Origin of the sequence: Bradyrhizobium sp. SZCCHNR1053 (genome assembly GCF_032381235.1) — a bacterium.
Lineage (GTDB): Bacteria > Pseudomonadota > Alphaproteobacteria > Rhizobiales > Xanthobacteraceae > Bradyrhizobium.
In genome coordinates, this window is sequence record NZ_JAUHJM010000002.1 from 645,007 (window position 1) to 662,287 (window position 17,281).

The 17,281-nt window shown below is 65.8% G+C and carries 15 protein-coding genes; 3 read left to right on the forward strand and 12 right to left on the reverse strand.

Annotated elements, in window-relative coordinates:
* Window positions 1–154 precede the first annotated feature (154 nt).
* The 10 genes from QX051_RS07850 to cobS all read right to left on the reverse strand — a co-directional run bounded on the left by QX051_RS07850 (window position 155) and on the right by cobS (window position 12,859).
* On the reverse strand, window positions 155–1,765 hold the full coding sequence (locus QX051_RS07850; protein WP_315775677.1) for an ABC transporter ATP-binding protein: 1,611 nt from the start codon (window positions 1,763–1,765) through the stop codon (window positions 155–157).
* 4 nt (window positions 1,766–1,769) lie between these two features.
* Window positions 1,770–2,609, reverse strand: coding sequence for an ABC transporter permease (locus QX051_RS07855; RefSeq protein WP_315775678.1), 840 nt, complete (start codon window positions 2,607–2,609; stop codon window positions 1,770–1,772).
* Window positions 2,606–3,577: an ABC transporter permease gene (locus QX051_RS07860; RefSeq protein ID WP_315756918.1), complete on the reverse strand. Its 972-nt coding sequence runs from the start codon at window positions 3,575–3,577 to the stop codon at window positions 2,606–2,608. Before QX051_RS07860 ends, QX051_RS07855 begins: the two co-directional genes overlap by 4 nt.
* An 80-nt stretch (window positions 3,578–3,657) precedes the next feature.
* The gene (locus QX051_RS07865; RefSeq protein ID WP_315775679.1) at window positions 3,658–5,205 is read right to left on the reverse strand and encodes an ABC transporter substrate-binding protein; all 1,548 of its coding nucleotides are present in this window, start codon (window positions 5,203–5,205) and stop codon (window positions 3,658–3,660) included.
* Between the two features lie 324 nt (window positions 5,206–5,529).
* On the reverse strand, window positions 5,530–5,955 hold the full coding sequence (locus QX051_RS07870) for a hypothetical protein (RefSeq protein WP_315735167.1): 426 nt from the start codon (window positions 5,953–5,955) through the stop codon (window positions 5,530–5,532).
* Between the two features lie 182 nt (window positions 5,956–6,137).
* Complete coding sequence (locus tag QX051_RS07875) at window positions 6,138–7,238, reverse strand: LLM class flavin-dependent oxidoreductase (protein ID WP_315775680.1); 1,101 nt, start codon at window positions 7,236–7,238, stop codon at window positions 6,138–6,140.
* Between the two features lie 217 nt (window positions 7,239–7,455).
* Window positions 7,456–8,568 (reverse strand): NADH:flavin oxidoreductase/NADH oxidase, encoded by a 1,113-nt coding sequence (locus QX051_RS07880; protein ID WP_315775681.1) that lies wholly within the window; start codon window positions 8,566–8,568, stop codon window positions 7,456–7,458.
* A gap of 103 nt (window positions 8,569–8,671) precedes the next feature.
* Window positions 8,672–9,748, reverse strand: coding sequence for an esterase-like activity of phytase family protein (locus tag QX051_RS07885; protein ID WP_315775682.1), 1,077 nt, complete (start codon window positions 9,746–9,748; stop codon window positions 8,672–8,674).
* Window positions 9,749–9,814: 66 nt separating this feature from the next.
* Window positions 9,815–11,716: a cobaltochelatase subunit CobT gene (gene cobT / locus QX051_RS07890; protein WP_315735175.1), complete on the reverse strand. Its 1,902-nt coding sequence runs from the start codon at window positions 11,714–11,716 to the stop codon at window positions 9,815–9,817.
* A 144-nt stretch (window positions 11,717–11,860) separates the two neighbouring features.
* Window positions 11,861–12,859, reverse strand: coding sequence for a cobaltochelatase subunit CobS (gene cobS, locus QX051_RS07895; protein WP_315735178.1), 999 nt, complete (start codon window positions 12,857–12,859; stop codon window positions 11,861–11,863).
* Between the two features lie 294 nt (window positions 12,860–13,153).
* Here cobS and QX051_RS07900 point away from each other — a divergent pair, with 294 nt between their 5' ends.
* Window positions 13,154–13,810 carry a DedA family protein gene (locus QX051_RS07900; protein WP_315775683.1) on the forward strand — a complete coding sequence of 219 codons (657 nt, stop codon included), beginning with the start codon at window positions 13,154–13,156 and terminating at the stop codon, window positions 13,808–13,810.
* Between the two features lie 5 nt (window positions 13,811–13,815).
* On the opposite strand, the gene QX051_RS07905 is transcribed toward QX051_RS07900, so the two are convergent.
* Window positions 13,816–15,039 (reverse strand): citrate synthase family protein, encoded by a 1,224-nt coding sequence (locus QX051_RS07905; RefSeq protein WP_315775684.1) that lies wholly within the window; start codon window positions 15,037–15,039, stop codon window positions 13,816–13,818.
* 81 nt (window positions 15,040–15,120) lie between these two features.
* On the opposite strand from QX051_RS07905, the gene QX051_RS07910 reads away from it, so the two are divergent.
* Window positions 15,121–16,209: a citrate synthase/methylcitrate synthase gene (locus tag QX051_RS07910; protein WP_315775685.1), complete on the forward strand. Its 1,089-nt coding sequence runs from the start codon at window positions 15,121–15,123 to the stop codon at window positions 16,207–16,209.
* Window positions 16,210–16,252: 43 nt separating this feature from the next.
* On the opposite strand, the gene QX051_RS07915 is transcribed toward QX051_RS07910, so the two are convergent.
* The gene (locus QX051_RS07915; protein ID WP_315735186.1) at window positions 16,253–16,897 is read right to left on the reverse strand and encodes a J domain-containing protein; all 645 of its coding nucleotides are present in this window, start codon (window positions 16,895–16,897) and stop codon (window positions 16,253–16,255) included.
* A gap of 110 nt (window positions 16,898–17,007) precedes the next feature.
* Between QX051_RS07915 and QX051_RS07920 the strand changes: the two genes are divergently transcribed.
* A complete protein-coding gene (locus QX051_RS07920; RefSeq protein ID WP_315752308.1) occupies window positions 17,008–17,277 on the forward strand; it encodes a BolA family protein in 270 nt (89 codons plus the stop codon).
* Window positions 17,278–17,281 lie beyond the last annotated feature (4 nt).

Sequence of the window (17,281 nt, forward strand, 5' to 3'; positions counted from 1 at the left end):
AGCCCGCTGTCTTGGCGCGGACCGGCTTGAACGACCACCCTGCGGCCTCATCGGGGGCCCTTCCTATTATAATCCAAATACGCCGAAGATGTTGCAAGGAATTGAACCCGACCCGGCGCTCCATCGTTCCGACCGGCCGACGGCTTACGCACAATCACGCCATCCCGTGCTTGCGGCCGGGCACGGCAGCGAGCAGCTCGCGCGTATAGACGTGTTCGGGATTGGCGAACAGCGCCGCGGTCGGCTTCAGCTCGACGATCTCGCCCTTCTGCATGACGGCGATCCGATCGCAGATCTGCGCGGCCACCCGCAGGTCATGCGTGATGAACAGCATCGACAGACCAAGGCGCGCCTTCAAATCTTCCAGCAGCCGCAGCACCTGCGCCTGGACGGACACGTCGAGCGCCGACACCGCTTCATCCGCGACGATGATCTCCGGATCGAGCGCGAGCGCGCGCGCAATGCCGATGCGCTGACGCTGGCCGCCGGAGAATTCATGCGGGTAGCGGCCGATGGCGCCGGCGTCGAGCCCGACCATGCCGAGCAATTCCTGCGCGCGTTTCAGCGCTGCGTCGAGCGCGGTGCCGCGCGCAACCATGCCGTCGGCGATGATGCGGCCGACCTTGCGGCGCGGGTTGAGCGAGGCGAACGGATCCTGGAAGATCATCTGGATGCGATGACGCTGCGCGCGCAATGCGCGGCCGTCCAGCGCCGTGAGATCGACATCGCCGATCCGCACCGTGCCGCGATCGGCCTCGATCAGCCGCATCACGAGACGCGCAACGGATGACTTCCCCGAGCCGGACTCGCCGACGAGTCCGAGCGTCTCGCCCTGATGGATCGCGAAGTTGACCGCATGCGCCGCGCGGGTCTCGCGCTTCGGACGGAACCAGCCGGTCGGCGTCACATATGTCTTGTCGAGGCCGATCACCTCCACCGCCCGAGGCGCATCCTCGCGTGATTGCCGTGGCGGCGGATCGAACGACGGCACGGCGGCGAGCAGCGCCTTGGTGTAGTCATGCTGCGGATGGCCGAGCACGGCGGCGGCCGTGCCCTCCTCCACCACCTTGCCATGGCGCAGCACCACGACCTCGTCGGCGATATCGGCGACGACGCCGAAATCATGGGTAATGAACATCACCGCCATGTTGTGGCTGGCCTGCAGGTTGCGGATCAGCTTGAGGATCTGCGCCTGGGTCGTGACGTCGAGCGCGGTGGTCGGCTCGTCCGCGACGAGCACGGCCGGCTCGAGCGCGAGTGCCATCGCGATCATCGCCCGCTGGCGCTGGCCGCCGGAGAGCTGATGCGGATAGGCGCGGATGATCCGTTCGGGATCGGGCAGCCCGACCTCACGCGCCAGCTCCAGCGCCTTGGCGCGGCGCTCCCGGGGGCTCAGCAGATCATGCGCTTCGAACACCTCCATCAGTTGCTCGCCAATCCGCATCAGCGGATTGAGCGCGGTCATCGGCTCCTGGAACACCATGGCGATGCGGCGGCCGCGCAGATCGCGCCAGCCTTCGGCATCGACGGCAAGCAGGTCGCGTCCCTCGAAGCGGATCTCGCCGCTTTCGACTCTGACAGTATCCGGTAGCAGGCCGAGCAGCGCATGCGCGCACATCGACTTGCCCGAGCCGGATTCGCCGACCACGCAGACGATTTTGCCGGCGGAGAGATCGAACGAGACGCCGTCGACCGCATGGGCGCGCTCTGCGCCCGGCGGCAAGGCGATACGGAGGTTCCTGATGGCAACGACGGGATCGGCCATCTTCTCACCTGCCCTCGCGCGACAGGCGCGGGTTGAGCGCATCGTTCAGCCCCTCGCCGATCAGATTGAGGCCGAGCACCGACAGCAGGATCGCGACGCCAGGAAACACCGTGATCCACCACGCCTGACGAATGACGGTGCGACCGGCGCCGACCATGTAGCCCCAGGAGATCAGGTTGGGATCGCCGAGGCCGAGGAACGACAGCGAGGATTCCAGGAGGATCGCGGTCGCGACCATCAGCGAGGCCAGCACGATCACCGGCGACAGCGCGTTAGGCAGGATCTCGCGCCAGATGATCCAGGCATTGCTCTGGCCGGTGACGACGGCGGCCTGGACATATTCGCGGGTACGCAAGGACAGCACCTCGCCACGCACCAGCCGCGCCACCGGCGGCCAGCTGACGAGGCCGATGGCGGCGACGATCGAATAGATCGACGGCTGCAGGATCGCGACCAGCACGATGGCGAGCGCGAAGCTGGGGATGGTCTGGAAGAACTCGGTGAAGCGCATCAGCGCATCATCGACGCGGCCGCCGAAATAGCCGGCGATGGCGCCGAGCGGCACGCCGACGATCAGCGCAACGAGCGTCGAGACGAGACCGACCAGCAACGAGACGCGGGCGCCGAAGATCAAGCCGGCGAGCACGTCGCGTCCCAGCGCATCGGTGCCGAGCGGGACCTTCGACAGCGTGAACGGCGGAACGAACGGCCGCTGCACCATGCGCCATGGTGAATTGGGAAAGTACAACGGCCCGGCCACCGCGATCACGATCGCCAGAACGAGAATGATCAGCCCGATGATGCCGCTCGGGCTGCGCAGCATGGTGCGCCAGAACTGCCTCATGAGGCGTACTCAATGCGCGGATCGACCAGTCGGTAGACGAGATCGGTGACGAGATTGAAGATCAGCACCATGGCCGAGGAGACCACGAACACGCCGAGCAGCAGGTTGTAGTCGCGCTGGATCAGCGCGTCGTACATCAGCCGCCCGATGCCCGGCCAGGCGAAGACCGTCTCGGTCAGCACCGCGCCGCCAACCAGGGTGCCGGCGTGGACGCCGGCGAGAGTCACCACCGGCAGCAGCGCGTTGCGCAGCACGTGGCGGCGCAGGATGACGCCATCGCGCAGGCCCTTGGCGCGCGCGGTCTTGACGAAGTCGAGCCGCTTGACCTCGAGCATCGAAGCGCGGGTCATGCGGGTGTAGGTCGCCATGAAGAACAGGCCGAGCGTGGCAGCCGGCATGGCGAGATGTGCGGCGACGTCGAGCGCATGGCGGACTCCCGTATAGCCGGCACCGACCGTTTCATAGCCGAAGCTCGGCAACCAATCGACCCAGACCGAGAACAGCAGGATCGCGATCAGGGCGATCCAGAACAGCGGCGTCGCGTAGAAGATCAGCGCGAGCACAGTAATTGCAGTATCGAGGATCGTGCCGGCGAAGCGCGCGGCGAGGGCGCCGAACAGGATGCCGAGACCGAGCGAGATCGCGAACGCGGTGAGCGTCAGCAGCAGCGTCGCCGGCAGCCGCTCGGCGATCAGCCTGGCGACCGGCGCCTGCTGGCGGAACGAGAAGCCGAGGTCGAGGCTGGCGATGCCCTTGACGTAGATGAGGAGCTGTTCCGGCAGCGGACGGTCGAGGCCGAATTTTTCGCGCAGCTGCGCCACGAAAAGCTGGTCGGAGGCGCCGGCTTCGCCGGCCATCACCACGGCCGGATCGCCCGGCGCCAGCCGGATCAGGAAGAAATTCAGCACAATGATGGCGAGAAGGACGATGACGCCCTTCACGACGCGCTGGGCGATGAAGGAGAGCATGAAAGCCCCGTGGAAGTCAGCTCGGCAGAACAGCGAAACACTGGAGTGCGGGGATCATGGCCGCGCCCCGGAATGCACCGCTATTTGTCGAGCCAGGCATCGCGAAAGCCGTCGTTGACGCCGATGCCGGTGGTGATGAGGTTCTTCACCTTGCACTTGGTGATGGTCGGGAACTGCAGCTCGAGCAGCCAGGCCACGGGCACGTCCTCAGCCAATATCTTCTGCACCTTGTCATAGGCCTCCTTGCGCTTGGCATCGGTCGGCGCCGTGGCGCCCTCCGCGAACAGCTTGTCGACCTCCGGGTTCGAATAGCCCTCCACATTGTTGAACAGCTGGCCCTTGGCGATCGCCGAGGTGATGTAGTTGCGGGAGACGCCGAGCGCGGGATCGCCGTACTGATAGAGATAGGTGAAGGCGATGTCGTAGTCCCACTCCATGATCTTCTGGTTGCCGCCCGGGACGTCGGTCGCGATCGTCTCGATGTTCATGCCGACATCCTGCAGGTTCTGCTTCACCGCCTCGCCCCAGCGCTGCCAGGTCTCGCCATAGGCCAGCGGCAGCATGCGAATCTTCTCGCCCTTGTAGCCGGCCTCCTTGAGCAGCGCCTTCGCCTTGGCCGGGTCATACGGATATTTCGGCACGTCGTCGCTGTAGAACCTGATCGTCGACGCCGACGGGCCGGTGGCCACCTTGCCGAGGCCGTTCCAGATCACGTCCTTGGCGAAGTCGCGGTCGATGGCGTACATGATCGCCTGACGCACCTTCTTGTTGGCCAGGATTGGATTGCGGTTGTTGAGCCACATCCAGGCCAGCGGCGAGAAGAACTCCCAGCCGGCGCCGGTGACGCATGCGCCGGGCAGCTTGGAGACGCGCGGCACGTCGAAATTCTCGATCGAGCCGCCCGGCAGCACGTCCACCTTGCCGGTCTCGAAGGCGACCGCGCGCGCGGCAGCGTCGGGAATGATCTGCCAGTAGACCTCGTCGAGATAAGGCTTGCCCTTCTCATGGTAGTTCGGATTTTTCACCATCCGGATGAAGGAGCCCTTCTGCCATTCCTTGAACATGAAGGGGCCGGTGCCGACAGGCGCGTTGTTGTTCGGATTGGTCTTGTAGTCGGTGCCCCCATACAGGTGCTTCGGCACCATCGGCATCGATCCGACCTCGAAGATGCCGATGAAGGGACCGAACGGCTCCTTCAGCGTGAACACCACCGTGAGATCATCCGGCGCCTCGACTTTCTCGACCATCACGAGGTTGTTGCGGGCGCGCGCATGGGTCTGCTTCAGCATCTCGATCGAGAACAGCACGTCGGCCGAGGTGAACGGCTTGCCGTCGTGCCAGGTCACGCCGGGCTTCAGCTTGAAAGTGTAGACCTTGGCATCCGGGCTGATGGTCCAGCTCTCGGCGAGGCCGGGCAGCGGCTCGAGCTTGGGGCTGTAGCGCAGCAGACCTTCGAAGATGTTGCCGGCGACCATCTGCGTCGGGCCGTTCTGGACCATCGCGAGCATCAGGCCTGGCGGCTCGGGCTGAATCGCCGCATTGACCACGCCGCCGACCTTCGGCTCCTCCGCTTGCGCCGCGGACAGTCCGCAGCCAATGACTACACCCAGCAGCACCCGTTTCAACATGATGAACTTCCCAAATGTCATTGCCGGCCGCGATGCATCAAGCGCGCCAAGGTGCGCGATATCGCCATGCGGCTTCTGATGTGATGCCTGCTCTGGGCGCATGGACTGTTGGATCGTCCGCGCGCAGCGCCGTAGAACGGACTCCAATACGACCGCGGGCAACGCTTTGGAAACGTCGCCAGGACCTGTGTCAGTCGCGCAATGCGCCCCCCGGACGACGCGGCTCACAGGTCGAGCCCCCCGATGCAAAGGCTCACACAATCGCGATCGCGGCCGCAAGATGAAACTCGCGACAGCGTTAGCCCAAAAATTGAACAGGGAAAATCAGCGCCGCAGACGCGCGATCGCGCCGGAAACGATCTGCATGATCACGCCGATGATCCAGCCGACCATGATCAGCGACGTCCAGACGATGTGCGGATCTTCGCGCAGGATAATGATGGCGACGGCGAAGAACGCCGTCAGGGTCGCAAGGAAGGTCCCGACGGCGCTCAGGAATTCGGCCGTATCGATCTTCGTCTCCGCAGGTGAGTCCTCGTCATGCGGATGAAAAGGGAGTTGCGGCGTGTCGATGCCGAGATAGAAGCCCAGTGCCCCAGATAGCATCATCACGATCAGGAAGCCCTGCGTGGTCAGCAACGGAACGCTGGAGCCGACATGCGCCCCGACGAAGACGCCGCAGGCAGCCCCCGCCAGAGCCAAACCCGAGCGTTCGAGGATATGGGCAAACTTCCTGACGCGAAACCGCATGACCCGCCCCCAAATGTCAGACCCGCCACGCGCATGCAGCGGATTCGACGCCTGGACCGTCCTAACGGCAAGACCGTCACCCAAACGTCAAATCTGAAGCTGCACTCGCGCGAAAATTTTAGCTACATTTCTTTTGACCCCAGCACTGCCCGAAAGGGAGGGCGAATGCTGGCGCGAACATATTAGGCGGCCCTGGTCAGGTCGGCATTGAGGTGGCTCAACCTCGGCATGACCTCCTGCTTCAAGAGGCGCAGCGAGTTGTGCCAGGCTTCCGGCCTGTGCTTGTAGTCGAAGCCGAACACGCACAGCGTGCCGAAGCCGCCGACCTCATGCCAGATCTTCTCGATCTTCTCGGTCACCGTGGCTGGCGAGCCGACGATCCAGTTGCGCTTGGCGCAATAATCTACCGTCACGTCGGAATCGGGCACGTCGGGTGAGTGCTTCAGATAGTCCTTGAAGCCGAAATGACCGAGCAGGGGCAGGAAGTATTCGCCCATCATCCGTCCCATCATGTCGCCGGAGGACAAGCGCCAGGCTTCCTCGTCCGTATCGGCGACGAACACCTCGCGCACCAGCCGCCAATCGCTGCGGCTGGGCTTGCGACCGGACTTGGCGGCGCCGGCCTCGACCGAGTCCCAGTGCGACGACACATAGGCGGGGTTGAGGTTGAGGCTCATCGGGATGAAGCCGCGCTCACCGGCAAGCTTCAGCGTGTCGGAGTTCTTCGATAGGCCGGCGACGCCGATCGGCGGATGCGGCGCCTGCACCGGCTTGATGTGCGGCTTGAGGAAGTCGAACATCACATCGGGCTTGGTCACCGTCCAGTACTTGCCCTTGTACGTCCATGGCGCGTCCTCGGACCACATCTTCAGGATGATCTCCAGCGCCTCGCGCGTCATCTCGCGGTTCTGGCCGCTCATGCCGTCGACGTTGAACATCGCCCAGTCGCTCGGCAGGCCGGATGCGGCAATGCCGAAATTGAGGCGGCCGTCGGAGAGGTGATCGAGCATCGCGACGCGATTGGCGAGCTCGGCCGGGTGATGATAGGGCAGCAGGAAGCCGCCGGGCCCGAGCCGGATGTTCTTGGTTTCGCGGAAGGCCTGCGCCAGAATCAGGTCGGGCGCCGGATGCGGCTCCCAGGGCGCGGTGTGATGCTCGCCGATCCAGGCTTCCTGATAGCCGAGCTCGTCGAGCCACCGCAGGACCTGCAGGTCCCACTCCTGCCCCTCCTTCAATCCGCACTCCGGCGGATGCGAGGGCATCGTGAAATATCCGATTTCCATGGCGCTTTCCTCTCGCGTTTATATTGCGGCGCATCTTTGCGATGCGCTCATCGTCACGCGAGACGAAACACGACCAGACGAGTCGGCATCGCCGCACGTGGTCTGCGAAGTCTAGCACTTCGTCCGACAGCGACAATCGTCAGCCGTGTCGCGGGCGGAATGATGACCGCAGAATTTTGCAACGCTGATGCGCAACATTGCGGTCATCAATTGCACGTCAGCGTGCGCCGAACGTCGTCCTGCCGAACAGCTCCTTCTGCGTCGACGGCTGCGAGCGCCAGTATTGCGGAGGTGCGGCGACTTGTCCGCCGAGCTCCGCTGCGGCGTGCCAGCCCCAGCGCGGGTCATAGAGCATGCCGCGGGCCAGCGCGACCATGTCGGCCTTGCCCGAGGCCACGATCTCCTCGGCTTGCTGCGCCTGCGTGATGAGACCGACCGCAATGGTGGGAAGCGCCGTCGCCTGTTTCACGGCCGCGGCGAACGGCACCTGATAGCCGGGTCCGAGCGTGATCTTCTGCAACGGCGACACGCCGCCCGAGGAGACGTCGATCCAATCGGCGCCGCGGCGCTTCAGCTCTTGCGCAAACGTGATGGTCTGATCGAGATCCCAGCCGCCGTCGACCCAATCGGTCGCCGAGACGCGCACGCCGACCGGTCTGTCCGCCGGAAATACCGCCCGCACCGCATCGAACACGTCGAGCGGAAACCGCATGCGGTTTTCGAGCGAGCCGCCATAGGCGTCGCTGCGCTGGTTGGCGATCGGCGACAGAAACTGATGCAGCAGATAGCCATGCGCGCCGTGGAGCTCGATCGCGTCGATGCCGAGGCGCGCGGCTCGTTGGGCTGCGGAAACGAACGCATCGCACACCCGCTTCAGTCCGGCTGCATCGAGCTCCTGCGGCGCGAGTTCGCCATCCTTGTGCGGCAGGGCCGAGGGCGCGACCGTCTGCCATCCGCCGTCCGCGAGCGGAATCTGCTGTCCGCCATCCCACGGCTTGTGGCTGGAGCCCTTGCGTCCGGCATGAGCGAGCTGCATCGCGACCGCAGCCTTCGCATGTTTGCGAACCGAGGTCAGGATCGGCTTCAGCGCAGCTTCCGTCGCATCGTCCCACAGCCCGAGGCAGCCGGGGGTGATGCGCCCGATCGGCTCGACATGCGTCGCCTCGATGCAGAACATCGCCGCACCCGACAGCGCCAGCGTGTTGATGTGGGTGAAGTGCCAGTCATTGGCCGCACCACTCTCGGCCGAGTACTGGCACATCGGCGACACCATGATGCGGTTGGCGAGTTCGAGACTGCGCAGCTTGATCGGAGTGAACAGGGCGCTCATGCTGAGTTCCAGGTTGTAACGGCGGACACGATGATCTGATGGCGGCAAGTGTCGATCATGGACGAGGCGCGGTCAACGCGAGGCGCCGCAGCGGCGCCGCGGCTCACTCCACCAGCGTGAACTGCAGCAGCAGCGTGCGCTGGATCATCGAGAAATTGTCGTCGGACACCAGCGTCAGCACGGTCTCGCCCTCCGGCGTGACATGCGCATCGATGCCCTCGAGATTGTCGATCTCCTGCCCGAGATCGGCGGAGAAGATCGCCGGACCATCGACCAGCGCGCCCGGCGCGATCTGCGCAAGCATCAGTCGGCGGATTCGAATGCCGACCCCGTTGAACAGCGAGAACTTGCGTTCGAGCACCAGCAGATCGCCCGACGGCAGCAGCACGGCATCGCTGACGTCGAACTCGTTGCTGCGGACGATGCTGAACTGTCCCGCCGCAGGTCCGCCGATCAGGAAGGCGAGCAGATTGCCGTTCGGGTCCAGACCGCGCTCGGAGAGCGCGATCAGGGCGCCGGCGAGCGGCAGGCCCTTCGGCACGACTACCAACGCTTCCAGTCCCTTGTTGTAGGGCAGCCGCTTGGCGGCCGACGGCAGCGGCACGATCTCGCCGCGCGCGCCGGTTCCGCCCTTGGCGAAATCGTAGCGCAGGAGCTGGTTGACGCGCTCGAGGCCGACATAGACGATGTCGCCATCGCGAGCGAGCGACTCGGAATCATACCAGCCGCGATCGGTGATGGGCCGTCCGTCCGGACTGAGCAGCGGCGCCGCTTCGACATCGGCGAGCCCCGCGATTTCGCGGCCGGAATAGGCAATGCGGCCGGTGAACCAGCCGCCCTTGTCGCTGACCGCGAGGAAGCGTTCACCCTTGCCATCGAGCCGGATGCCGGACAGGCCGCCGAAGCCGGGATAGGACGAGGTCAGCGCCACGCCGCTGCGATACTGCAGCATCCCGAAGCGCAGATGGGTCCTATCGCGGAGGTCGAACGAAGGCAGCGGTCGCGCATTGACCTCGATCTTCACCGGCGACGTGACGGAGTGCTCGTCGGAAGCTGCGCGTCTGCGGACAGGCGTCGGCGCGAGTTGCGCACGAGCCGTCGTGGACCATGCGAATGCCGACACTCCGCCGATGGTCAGCGCGAGAAAGCGCCTGCGGTCGGCAATCGCCTGCAGCGACATCGTCAGCGGAGCCCCCTCCCCCACCTCCTCCGAGGCGAAGGAGGGACGCAGCCGGCCGACGGCCGCTTACGAATGCAGCCTGCGCTTTTGCCCCGGCGCAGGCTGCGGCGCCGCGTGGGTCTCCGTGAACAATTCGGCGAGCTTCTCGGTGATGGCGCCACCGAGCTCCTCGGCATCGACGATGGTCACCGCGCGACGGTAGTAGCGCGTGACGTCGTGGCCGATGCCGATCGCGATCAGCTCGACCGGCGAGCGAGTCTCGATCTCCTCGATGATGTGGCGCAGATGCCGCTCCAGATAGTTGCCCGGATTGACCGACAGCGTGGAGTCATCGACCGGCGCACCGTCCGAGATCATCATCAGGATCTTGCGCTGCTCCGTACGCCCGAGCAGGCGCTTGTGCGCCCAGTCGAGCGCCTCGCCGTCGATGTTCTCCTTCAGCAGCCCCTCGCGCATCATCAGGCCGAGATTCTTGCGCGCCCGCCGCCACGGCGCATCGGCCGACTTGTAGATGATATGGCGGAGATCGTTGAGGCGGCCGGGATTGGCCGGCTTGCCGGCGGCGAGCCACGCCTCGCGCGACTGCCCGCCCTTCCAGGCCCGCGTCGTGAAGCCGAGGATCTCGACCTTGACGCCGCAGCGCTCGAGCGTGCGGGCGAGAATGTCGGCGCAGGTCGCGGCCACCGTGATCGGGCGTCCGCGCATCGAGCCGGAATTGTCGAGCAGCAGCGTGACGACCGTATCGCGGAAGGTCGCCTCCTTCTCGCGCATGAACGACAGCGGCTGATAGGGATCGATGACCACGCGCGACAGCCGCGCCGGATCGAGGACGCCTTCCTCGAGATCGAACTCCCAGGCGCGGTTCTGCTGCGCCATCAGCCGGCGCTGCAGCCGGTTGGCGAGCCGCGCCACGATGCCTTGCAGGTGCGCAAGCTGCTTGTCGAGATAGGAGCGCAGGCGCTCCAGCTCGTCGTGGTCGCACAGGTCCTCCGCCGCGATGATCTCGTCGAACTTCGGCGCGAAGGCGTGATATTCGGGGCCGCGCGGCTCGTTCGCACCGCCTCGGTTCGGACGCGTCGCCTCACCCGGCGTCTCGTCGTCGCCGAGTTCGCCGTCATCGAGCGTGTCGGACGCCGAGGCCTGGGCCGCCTCCATGGCGCTCTCCGACATCTCGTCCGACGTCGTCTGCGCCTGGTCTGCGCTCATCTCCTGCGCAGCGTCGGATTCGGGCGAGCCCTCGGCGCCGGACTGCTCATTGTCGCCGTCGCGGTTGTCGTCGTTGTCCTCGTCCTCTTCCGAATCGGCGTTGCGCTCATCGCCGAGATCGAGCGCCGACAAGAGATCGTGGACGAGGTCGCCGAACTTGGCCTGATCCTCGGTGAAGCGGCCGAGCTCATCGAGACGCTGGCCGATCCTGTCCTCCAGGAACGGACGCCAGAGATCGACCACCTTGCGCGCCGCATTCGGCGGCGCCATGCCGGTGAGGCGCTCGCGCACCATCATGGCCAGCGCATCCGACAGCGGCGCGTCGGCGCGGTCGGTGATCTCGTCATATTTGCCGCGATGGAAGTGATCATCGAGCATCGCCGTGAGATTCCTGGCGACGCCGGCCATGCGTTTTGCACCGATCGCCTCGACGCGGGCCTGCTCGACCGCCTCGAACACGCCGCGCGCCTGCGGATTGCCCGGGATCAGCTTGCGATGGATTTTCGGATCATGACAGGCGAGCTTCAGCGCGATCGAGTCGGCATGGCCGCGCACCACGGCGGCGTCGCGCTTGGTCATCTTGCGCGCCGGCTCCGGCAGCCGGGCCTTGCCCGGCGCAAGGCCGGGACGCTCGGCCGCGAAGGAGACTTCGAGCTCGGGCGCCCTGGCGATCGCGCGCAGGCACCCCGTGACCGACCTCTTGAAAGGTTCGGTTGGTGCTTCCTTGACGCCAGGACGGGGCTTGTTGCTCGGTGTGGTCATCTGATTCCTGCGGCTATCGTCCCGGCGAACGCCAGGCCCGATAACCACCGGCGTTCGTTTGTTCGCACTCGCTCTCCCGCGTCACCCGACGAGAGAGGCCGCGGCGTATGGGTCCCGGCCCGAGGCCAGGACGACGCCGGTGTGTCAGCTCAGCGCCACGTTGATGGAGGATTCCGGCAACTCCGCATTGAAGCAGCGCTGATAGAATTCCGCGACCAGCGGACGCTCGAGCTCGTCGCACTTGTTGAGGAACGTCACACGGAAGGCAAAGCCGATGTCGCCGAAGATCTCGGAGTTCTCGGCCCAGGTGATCACCGTGCGCGGGCTCATCACCGTCGACAGATCGCCATTGGCGAAGGCGTTGCGCGTGAGGTCGGCGAGCCGCACCATCTTGTTGACGGTGTCGCGGCCCTGTGCGTTCTGATAGTGCTTGGCCTTGGCCAGCACGATCTCGACCTCCTCGTCATGGGCGAGGTAGTTGAGCGTGGTGACGATCGACCAGCGGTCCATCTGGCCCTGGTTGATCTGCTGGGTGCCGTGATAGAGGCCCGAAGTGTCGCCGAGCCCGATGGTGTTGGCGGTCGCGAACAGACGGAACGCCGGGTGCGGCTTGATCACCTTGTTCTGGTCGAGCAGCGTCAGCCGGCCCGACACTTCGAGCACGCGCTGGATCACGAACATCACGTCCGGACGGCCGGCATCATATTCGTCGAACACCAGCGCGACGTTGTGCTGCAGCGCCCAGGGCAGGATGCCATCCCGAAACTCGGTGACCTGCTTGCCGTCTCTGACCACGATCGCGTCCTTGCCGACGAGGTCGATACGGCTGATGTGGCTGTCGAGGTTGACGCGCACGCACGGCCAGTTGAGTCGCGCCGCGACCTGCTCGATATGGGTCGACTTGCCGGTGCCGTGGTATCCGGTCACCATCACGCGGCGGTTCTTGGCGAAGCCGGCCAGGATCGCAAGCGTCGTGGCGCGGTCGAAGCGGTAGTCGGCGTCGACCTCGGGGACATGCGGGTCGCTTGCGGAAAAAGCCGGCACCTCAAGGTCGCTGTCGATCCCGAACACCTGCCGCACCGACACCTTCATGTCGGGCACACCGGTCATCTCCTGCGCATTGGTCGTAGCGGCGGTCGTCATTCATCCTCCGAGGTCCCGGGCATTCCCGAAACCAGATTTCATGTTTGGCTGCGGTTGAAGGGCTTCGACGCCAGCCTAGCAGAGAGCACGCGCGGGCAGAAGCCTAAGCCTTGATCAAAGTTCCGTCGTTATATCATCGAGATAGGCATGAGTGGCCGTTTTCGAAAGGCTGCCCTGCGAATCGTGCCACCTTTTCGCCCACCGGCTCTTCCCAGGATCTCGACGTGGCACCCGGAGCCGGGGTTCCTACTTATCGAGGAGCTCCCGCCCACCCTCTCCACCAACAGGAACCGCGTGGCCCATCTGTTCGATCCCCTCATTGCCTTCGTCTCAGCGCATGCGGGACTGGCCTATCTCACCCTGTTTCTGGCCGCCCTGCTGGAGGCGATCCCGATCATGGGCTCGGTGGTTCCAGGCACGACCATCATCCTGGCGCTGAGCGCGTTGATTCCGGGCGGCGAGCTGACCCTGCAATGGGTGCTGGCGGCGGCCATCCTGGGCGCGGTGCTGGGGGACGGCGGGGCGTTCTGGGTCGGCCATCGCAGGCAGCGCGAGATCCTGACGAGTTGGCCGCTCTCGAACTATCCGCGCCTGGTGGCGCAGAGCGAGGCCTTCTTCCACCGTTTCGGCACCCTGGCGATCTTCTTCGCCCGCTTTGTCGCGCCGATCCGCGCCGTCGTGCCGATCACGGCCGGCGCGCTCGACATCCCTCCGCCGCGCTTCTACGCCGTGAACATCCCTGCCATCGTGCTGTGGGCCTGCGCCCATGTCCTGCCCGGAGTATTCGCCGTGCAGCTGTTGCACCGCTATGGCGGCATTCCGCATCATAGCCATATCGCCAAATCCACCTGGATCATCGCGGCGATCGCCGGAACGATCGTGGTCTGGCTGGTCCTCAGATTGACGCGGAAGCGGCGCGAGACGCAGCTGGCGGCCGGCGCCGCGGATTAGAACGGCTACAGCGAATCCAACATGGCGCCGCGGCCGGGTGCGGGTCCGATATAGCGGGCGCGCGGGCGGATCAGGCGGCCATGCTGCAGCTGCTCGCAGGCGTGGGCGATCCAGCCGACGCAGCGGGCCATCGCGAACAGCGCCAGCTCGCTGCCGGCGGGCAGACGCAGACTATGCACCAGCACCGCAAGCGCGTAGTCGATGTTAACGAACTCGCCGGTCGCCTCTGCGATCCGCTCCGGCACCTCGCGGGTGAATTTGCGCGGCGCGCCGGCCCGCGTCAGCGCCTCCAGCAGCGAGATCGCGCGCGGATCACCGCGCTTGTAGACGCCATGCCCGAACCCGGCGAAGCGCTCGCCCAGCGCCACCCGCTCGCGGATCAGCGGCGCGACATCGCGATCGATGAGTGCCTTCACCAGTTGCGACGCCAGCACGCCGGCACCGCCGTGCTGCGGCCCTTTGAGCGCCGCAAGACCCGCGATGACGGCATCGTAGAGGCTGAGGCCCGTCGACGCCGCACAGCGGACGGTGAAGGTCGACGCGTTCAGCTCATGATCGGCAAGCAGCACCAAGGTGCGGCGGATCAGGTCCGGCGCATGTTCGTGTCCGGGCGCCCAGCTCCGCGCTACCTGAACATGGAGCGGATCGGCTGACGCGGGCTGGTTCAGCATGGTTGCGACCACAAGCCGAACGATGCGGGCGCCGACCAGCGCCCGACCGTCGGGTGCGCGGTTGAAGGCCGCGGGATCAGCATGTGTCGCCAGCGCCAGCACCGCGATGGCGCGGTCGATCGGCGCCGCGCGCCGCGCGGCATCGGCGATGAGACTCATCTCCTCCGACACGGCCGGAAGGTTGTCTGGCGCAAACGGATCGAGCGCGGTCACGTCCCACAACAGTGTCGCGGCATGCTCCAGCGTGTCGCGCGCGGCCAGGTCGACGCAATTGACGCCGCGATAGATCGGACCGGCTTCGGTGATCGTCGACACGGCGGAATCGAACACGGGGAGATCCGCATCGAAGCTGCGGAAAGCGCGCGGCTCGGGGGCCGGCGCACGACGCTCCTTCAGGGCGCGGATGTCCTCGGCGCGATAGCGGCTGCTGCGCGAGTTCGGCGACGGCTCGGAGCGGACCAGGCCGCGGCTGACATAGGCGTAGAGGGTGGCCGGCGAGATCGCGAGCTCGGCCGAAGCTTCACGGGCAGATAGGTAAAGTCCGCTGTCTTTTTTCATATTGATCAGCTTAATCAAGATTGATCAAGTTGTCGACTGGGCGGATCTTGCCGGCGTGACCACTCGTGAAGGAGACCCGCCATGACCATCCACCTCGGCAAGACCCCGATCGGCCTCGACGGCATCGCCGCCGCCGAGACCGTGCTCAGCCACGTCGACGGCCAGCAGGGAGAGCTCATCATCGCCGGCGCCCGTGTGGCCGATCTCGCCGCCGCCAACGGCTTCGAGGGCGTGACCGCCCGGCTATGGAGCGCGGCCACGAAGCGCACCGTCGGCGAGGCCGAGGTCCGCGCCAGCCTTGGTCGTGCCCGCGAGCGTGCCTTTGCCCGGCTGCCCGAGCTGCTCGCCGCGACCTCCGGCCTGTCGATCATCGACGGCTTCCGCGCCGCGGTCGCGGCGCTGCGCCACGAACCCGGGCTCGACGACGAAGCCACGATCGTCGGCGCCTGCCCGGTGATCGCCGGCGCCTTGGTCCAGCGCGCGCAGGGAGCGCCGCCGATTGCCCCCGACCCTGATGCCAGCCACGCCGCCGATACGTTGCGGATGGTGCGTGGCGATAGGCCCGAGAGCGGGGAGGTGGCGGCCTTGGACACCTATCTCGTCACCGTCTGCGATCACGGCATGAACGCCTCGACCTTCGCCGCGCGGGTCGTGGCCTCGACCCAGGCCGACCTGTTCGCGTCGGTGACCGCCGGCTATTGCGCGCTCACCGGCCCGCTGCATGGCGGGGCGCCGGAGCCGGTGCTGGAGATGCTGGACGCGATCGGGACGCGCGACCACATCAAGCCGTGGGTCGACGCGGCGCTCGGCCGCGGCGAGCGGCTGATGGGGTTCGGGCATCGGATCTATCGCGTGCGCGATCCGCGCGCCGACGTGCTCAAGGGCGCGATCGAGCGGCTGGCGGGCAGCGGGGCTGATCTGCCGTTTGCGAGCGAGGTAGAGGCTTACATCCGCCAAGCGCTGCGGCAGAAGAATCCGGAGCGCGTGCTCGACACCAATGTCGAGTTCTTCACCGCCATCCTGCTCGATGCGCTGAAGATTCCGCGCCAGGCGTTCACGCCGATCTTCGCGGTGGCGCGTGCGGCGGGCTGGACGGCGCATGCCCGCGAGCAGCAGCGGACGGGGCGGCTGATCCGGCCCAGCTCGGCCTATATCGGGCCGAAGCCCTGAACCGTCAAGCGCGACGCGCGGCAGCCTCGAGCGCTGCCGCGCGTCAGCCCTTCACCACCGTCTTCAGGTAGTTGTAGGCCTTGATGATCTCGATCAGGCGATCCTCGGTGGAGCGGTCGCCGCCATTGGCGTCGGGATGGTGCTGCTTCACCAGCGCCTTGTACTTGACCTTGACGTCTTCGAGCGTCGCATCGGGACCAAGGCCCATCACCTGCAGCGCCTTGCGCTCGGCGTTGAAGACCTTGCGCGTCTCGGCCTTGGGGGCCGACTGGGGATCCGGACGCCAGCTGCCGCGGCCGTTGATCTCGGCGAAGACGCTGAACGGATCGGCGGCATCGCCGAGATCGCCCTCGGCGCTGCCGGTGCCGCGCTTGGCCGACGTGTTGGCACCCATCTTCCAGGTCGGGCGATGTCCGGTCAGCGCATCCTTCTGATAGCGCGCGACCGCCTCGGCGTTCATCCCCGAGAAGAAATTATAGGACTGGTTGTACTCGCGCACGTGGTCGAGGCAAAAGTGCCAATACTCGCGCACGTTCTCGCGTCCCTTGGGCGCGCGGTGCGAGCCCTTGTTCTTGCAGTCCGGCCACTGACAGGGCTGGGCCTCCTCGCGCACCACCGGCTGCCGCGCAGCCTGCTTCTTGGGCTTGATGCGGATGGAGTCGAAGAATTTGTTTGAATCGATCGGCATGGCGGACTTTGACTACGCAACGCCGAAAGCTTCAAGTCTTGACATTGCGAATACCTCTGGCGGGGACCGCCGATTGACGAAAAATAATTTGATGCGTATTTCCAGAGACCATGCGGACCCGAGATGCTATCATCAAAAAGTTGCGCGAAGCTTTCTCGCCGGAAAGCCTCGATGTTCAGGACGAATCACATCTGCACGAAGGCCATATGGGCCATCAGCCGAGCGGTGAGACCCATTTCCGCGTGTATATTGTGTCGCAGGCCTTCGCCGGCAAGAGCCGTGTCGATCGCCACCGCCTGATCAACGCCGCATTGGCAGCGGAACTTGCCGGCTCGGTGCACGCGCTCGCGCTGCATGCGAAGGCGCCGGGCGAGGCTTGATCCC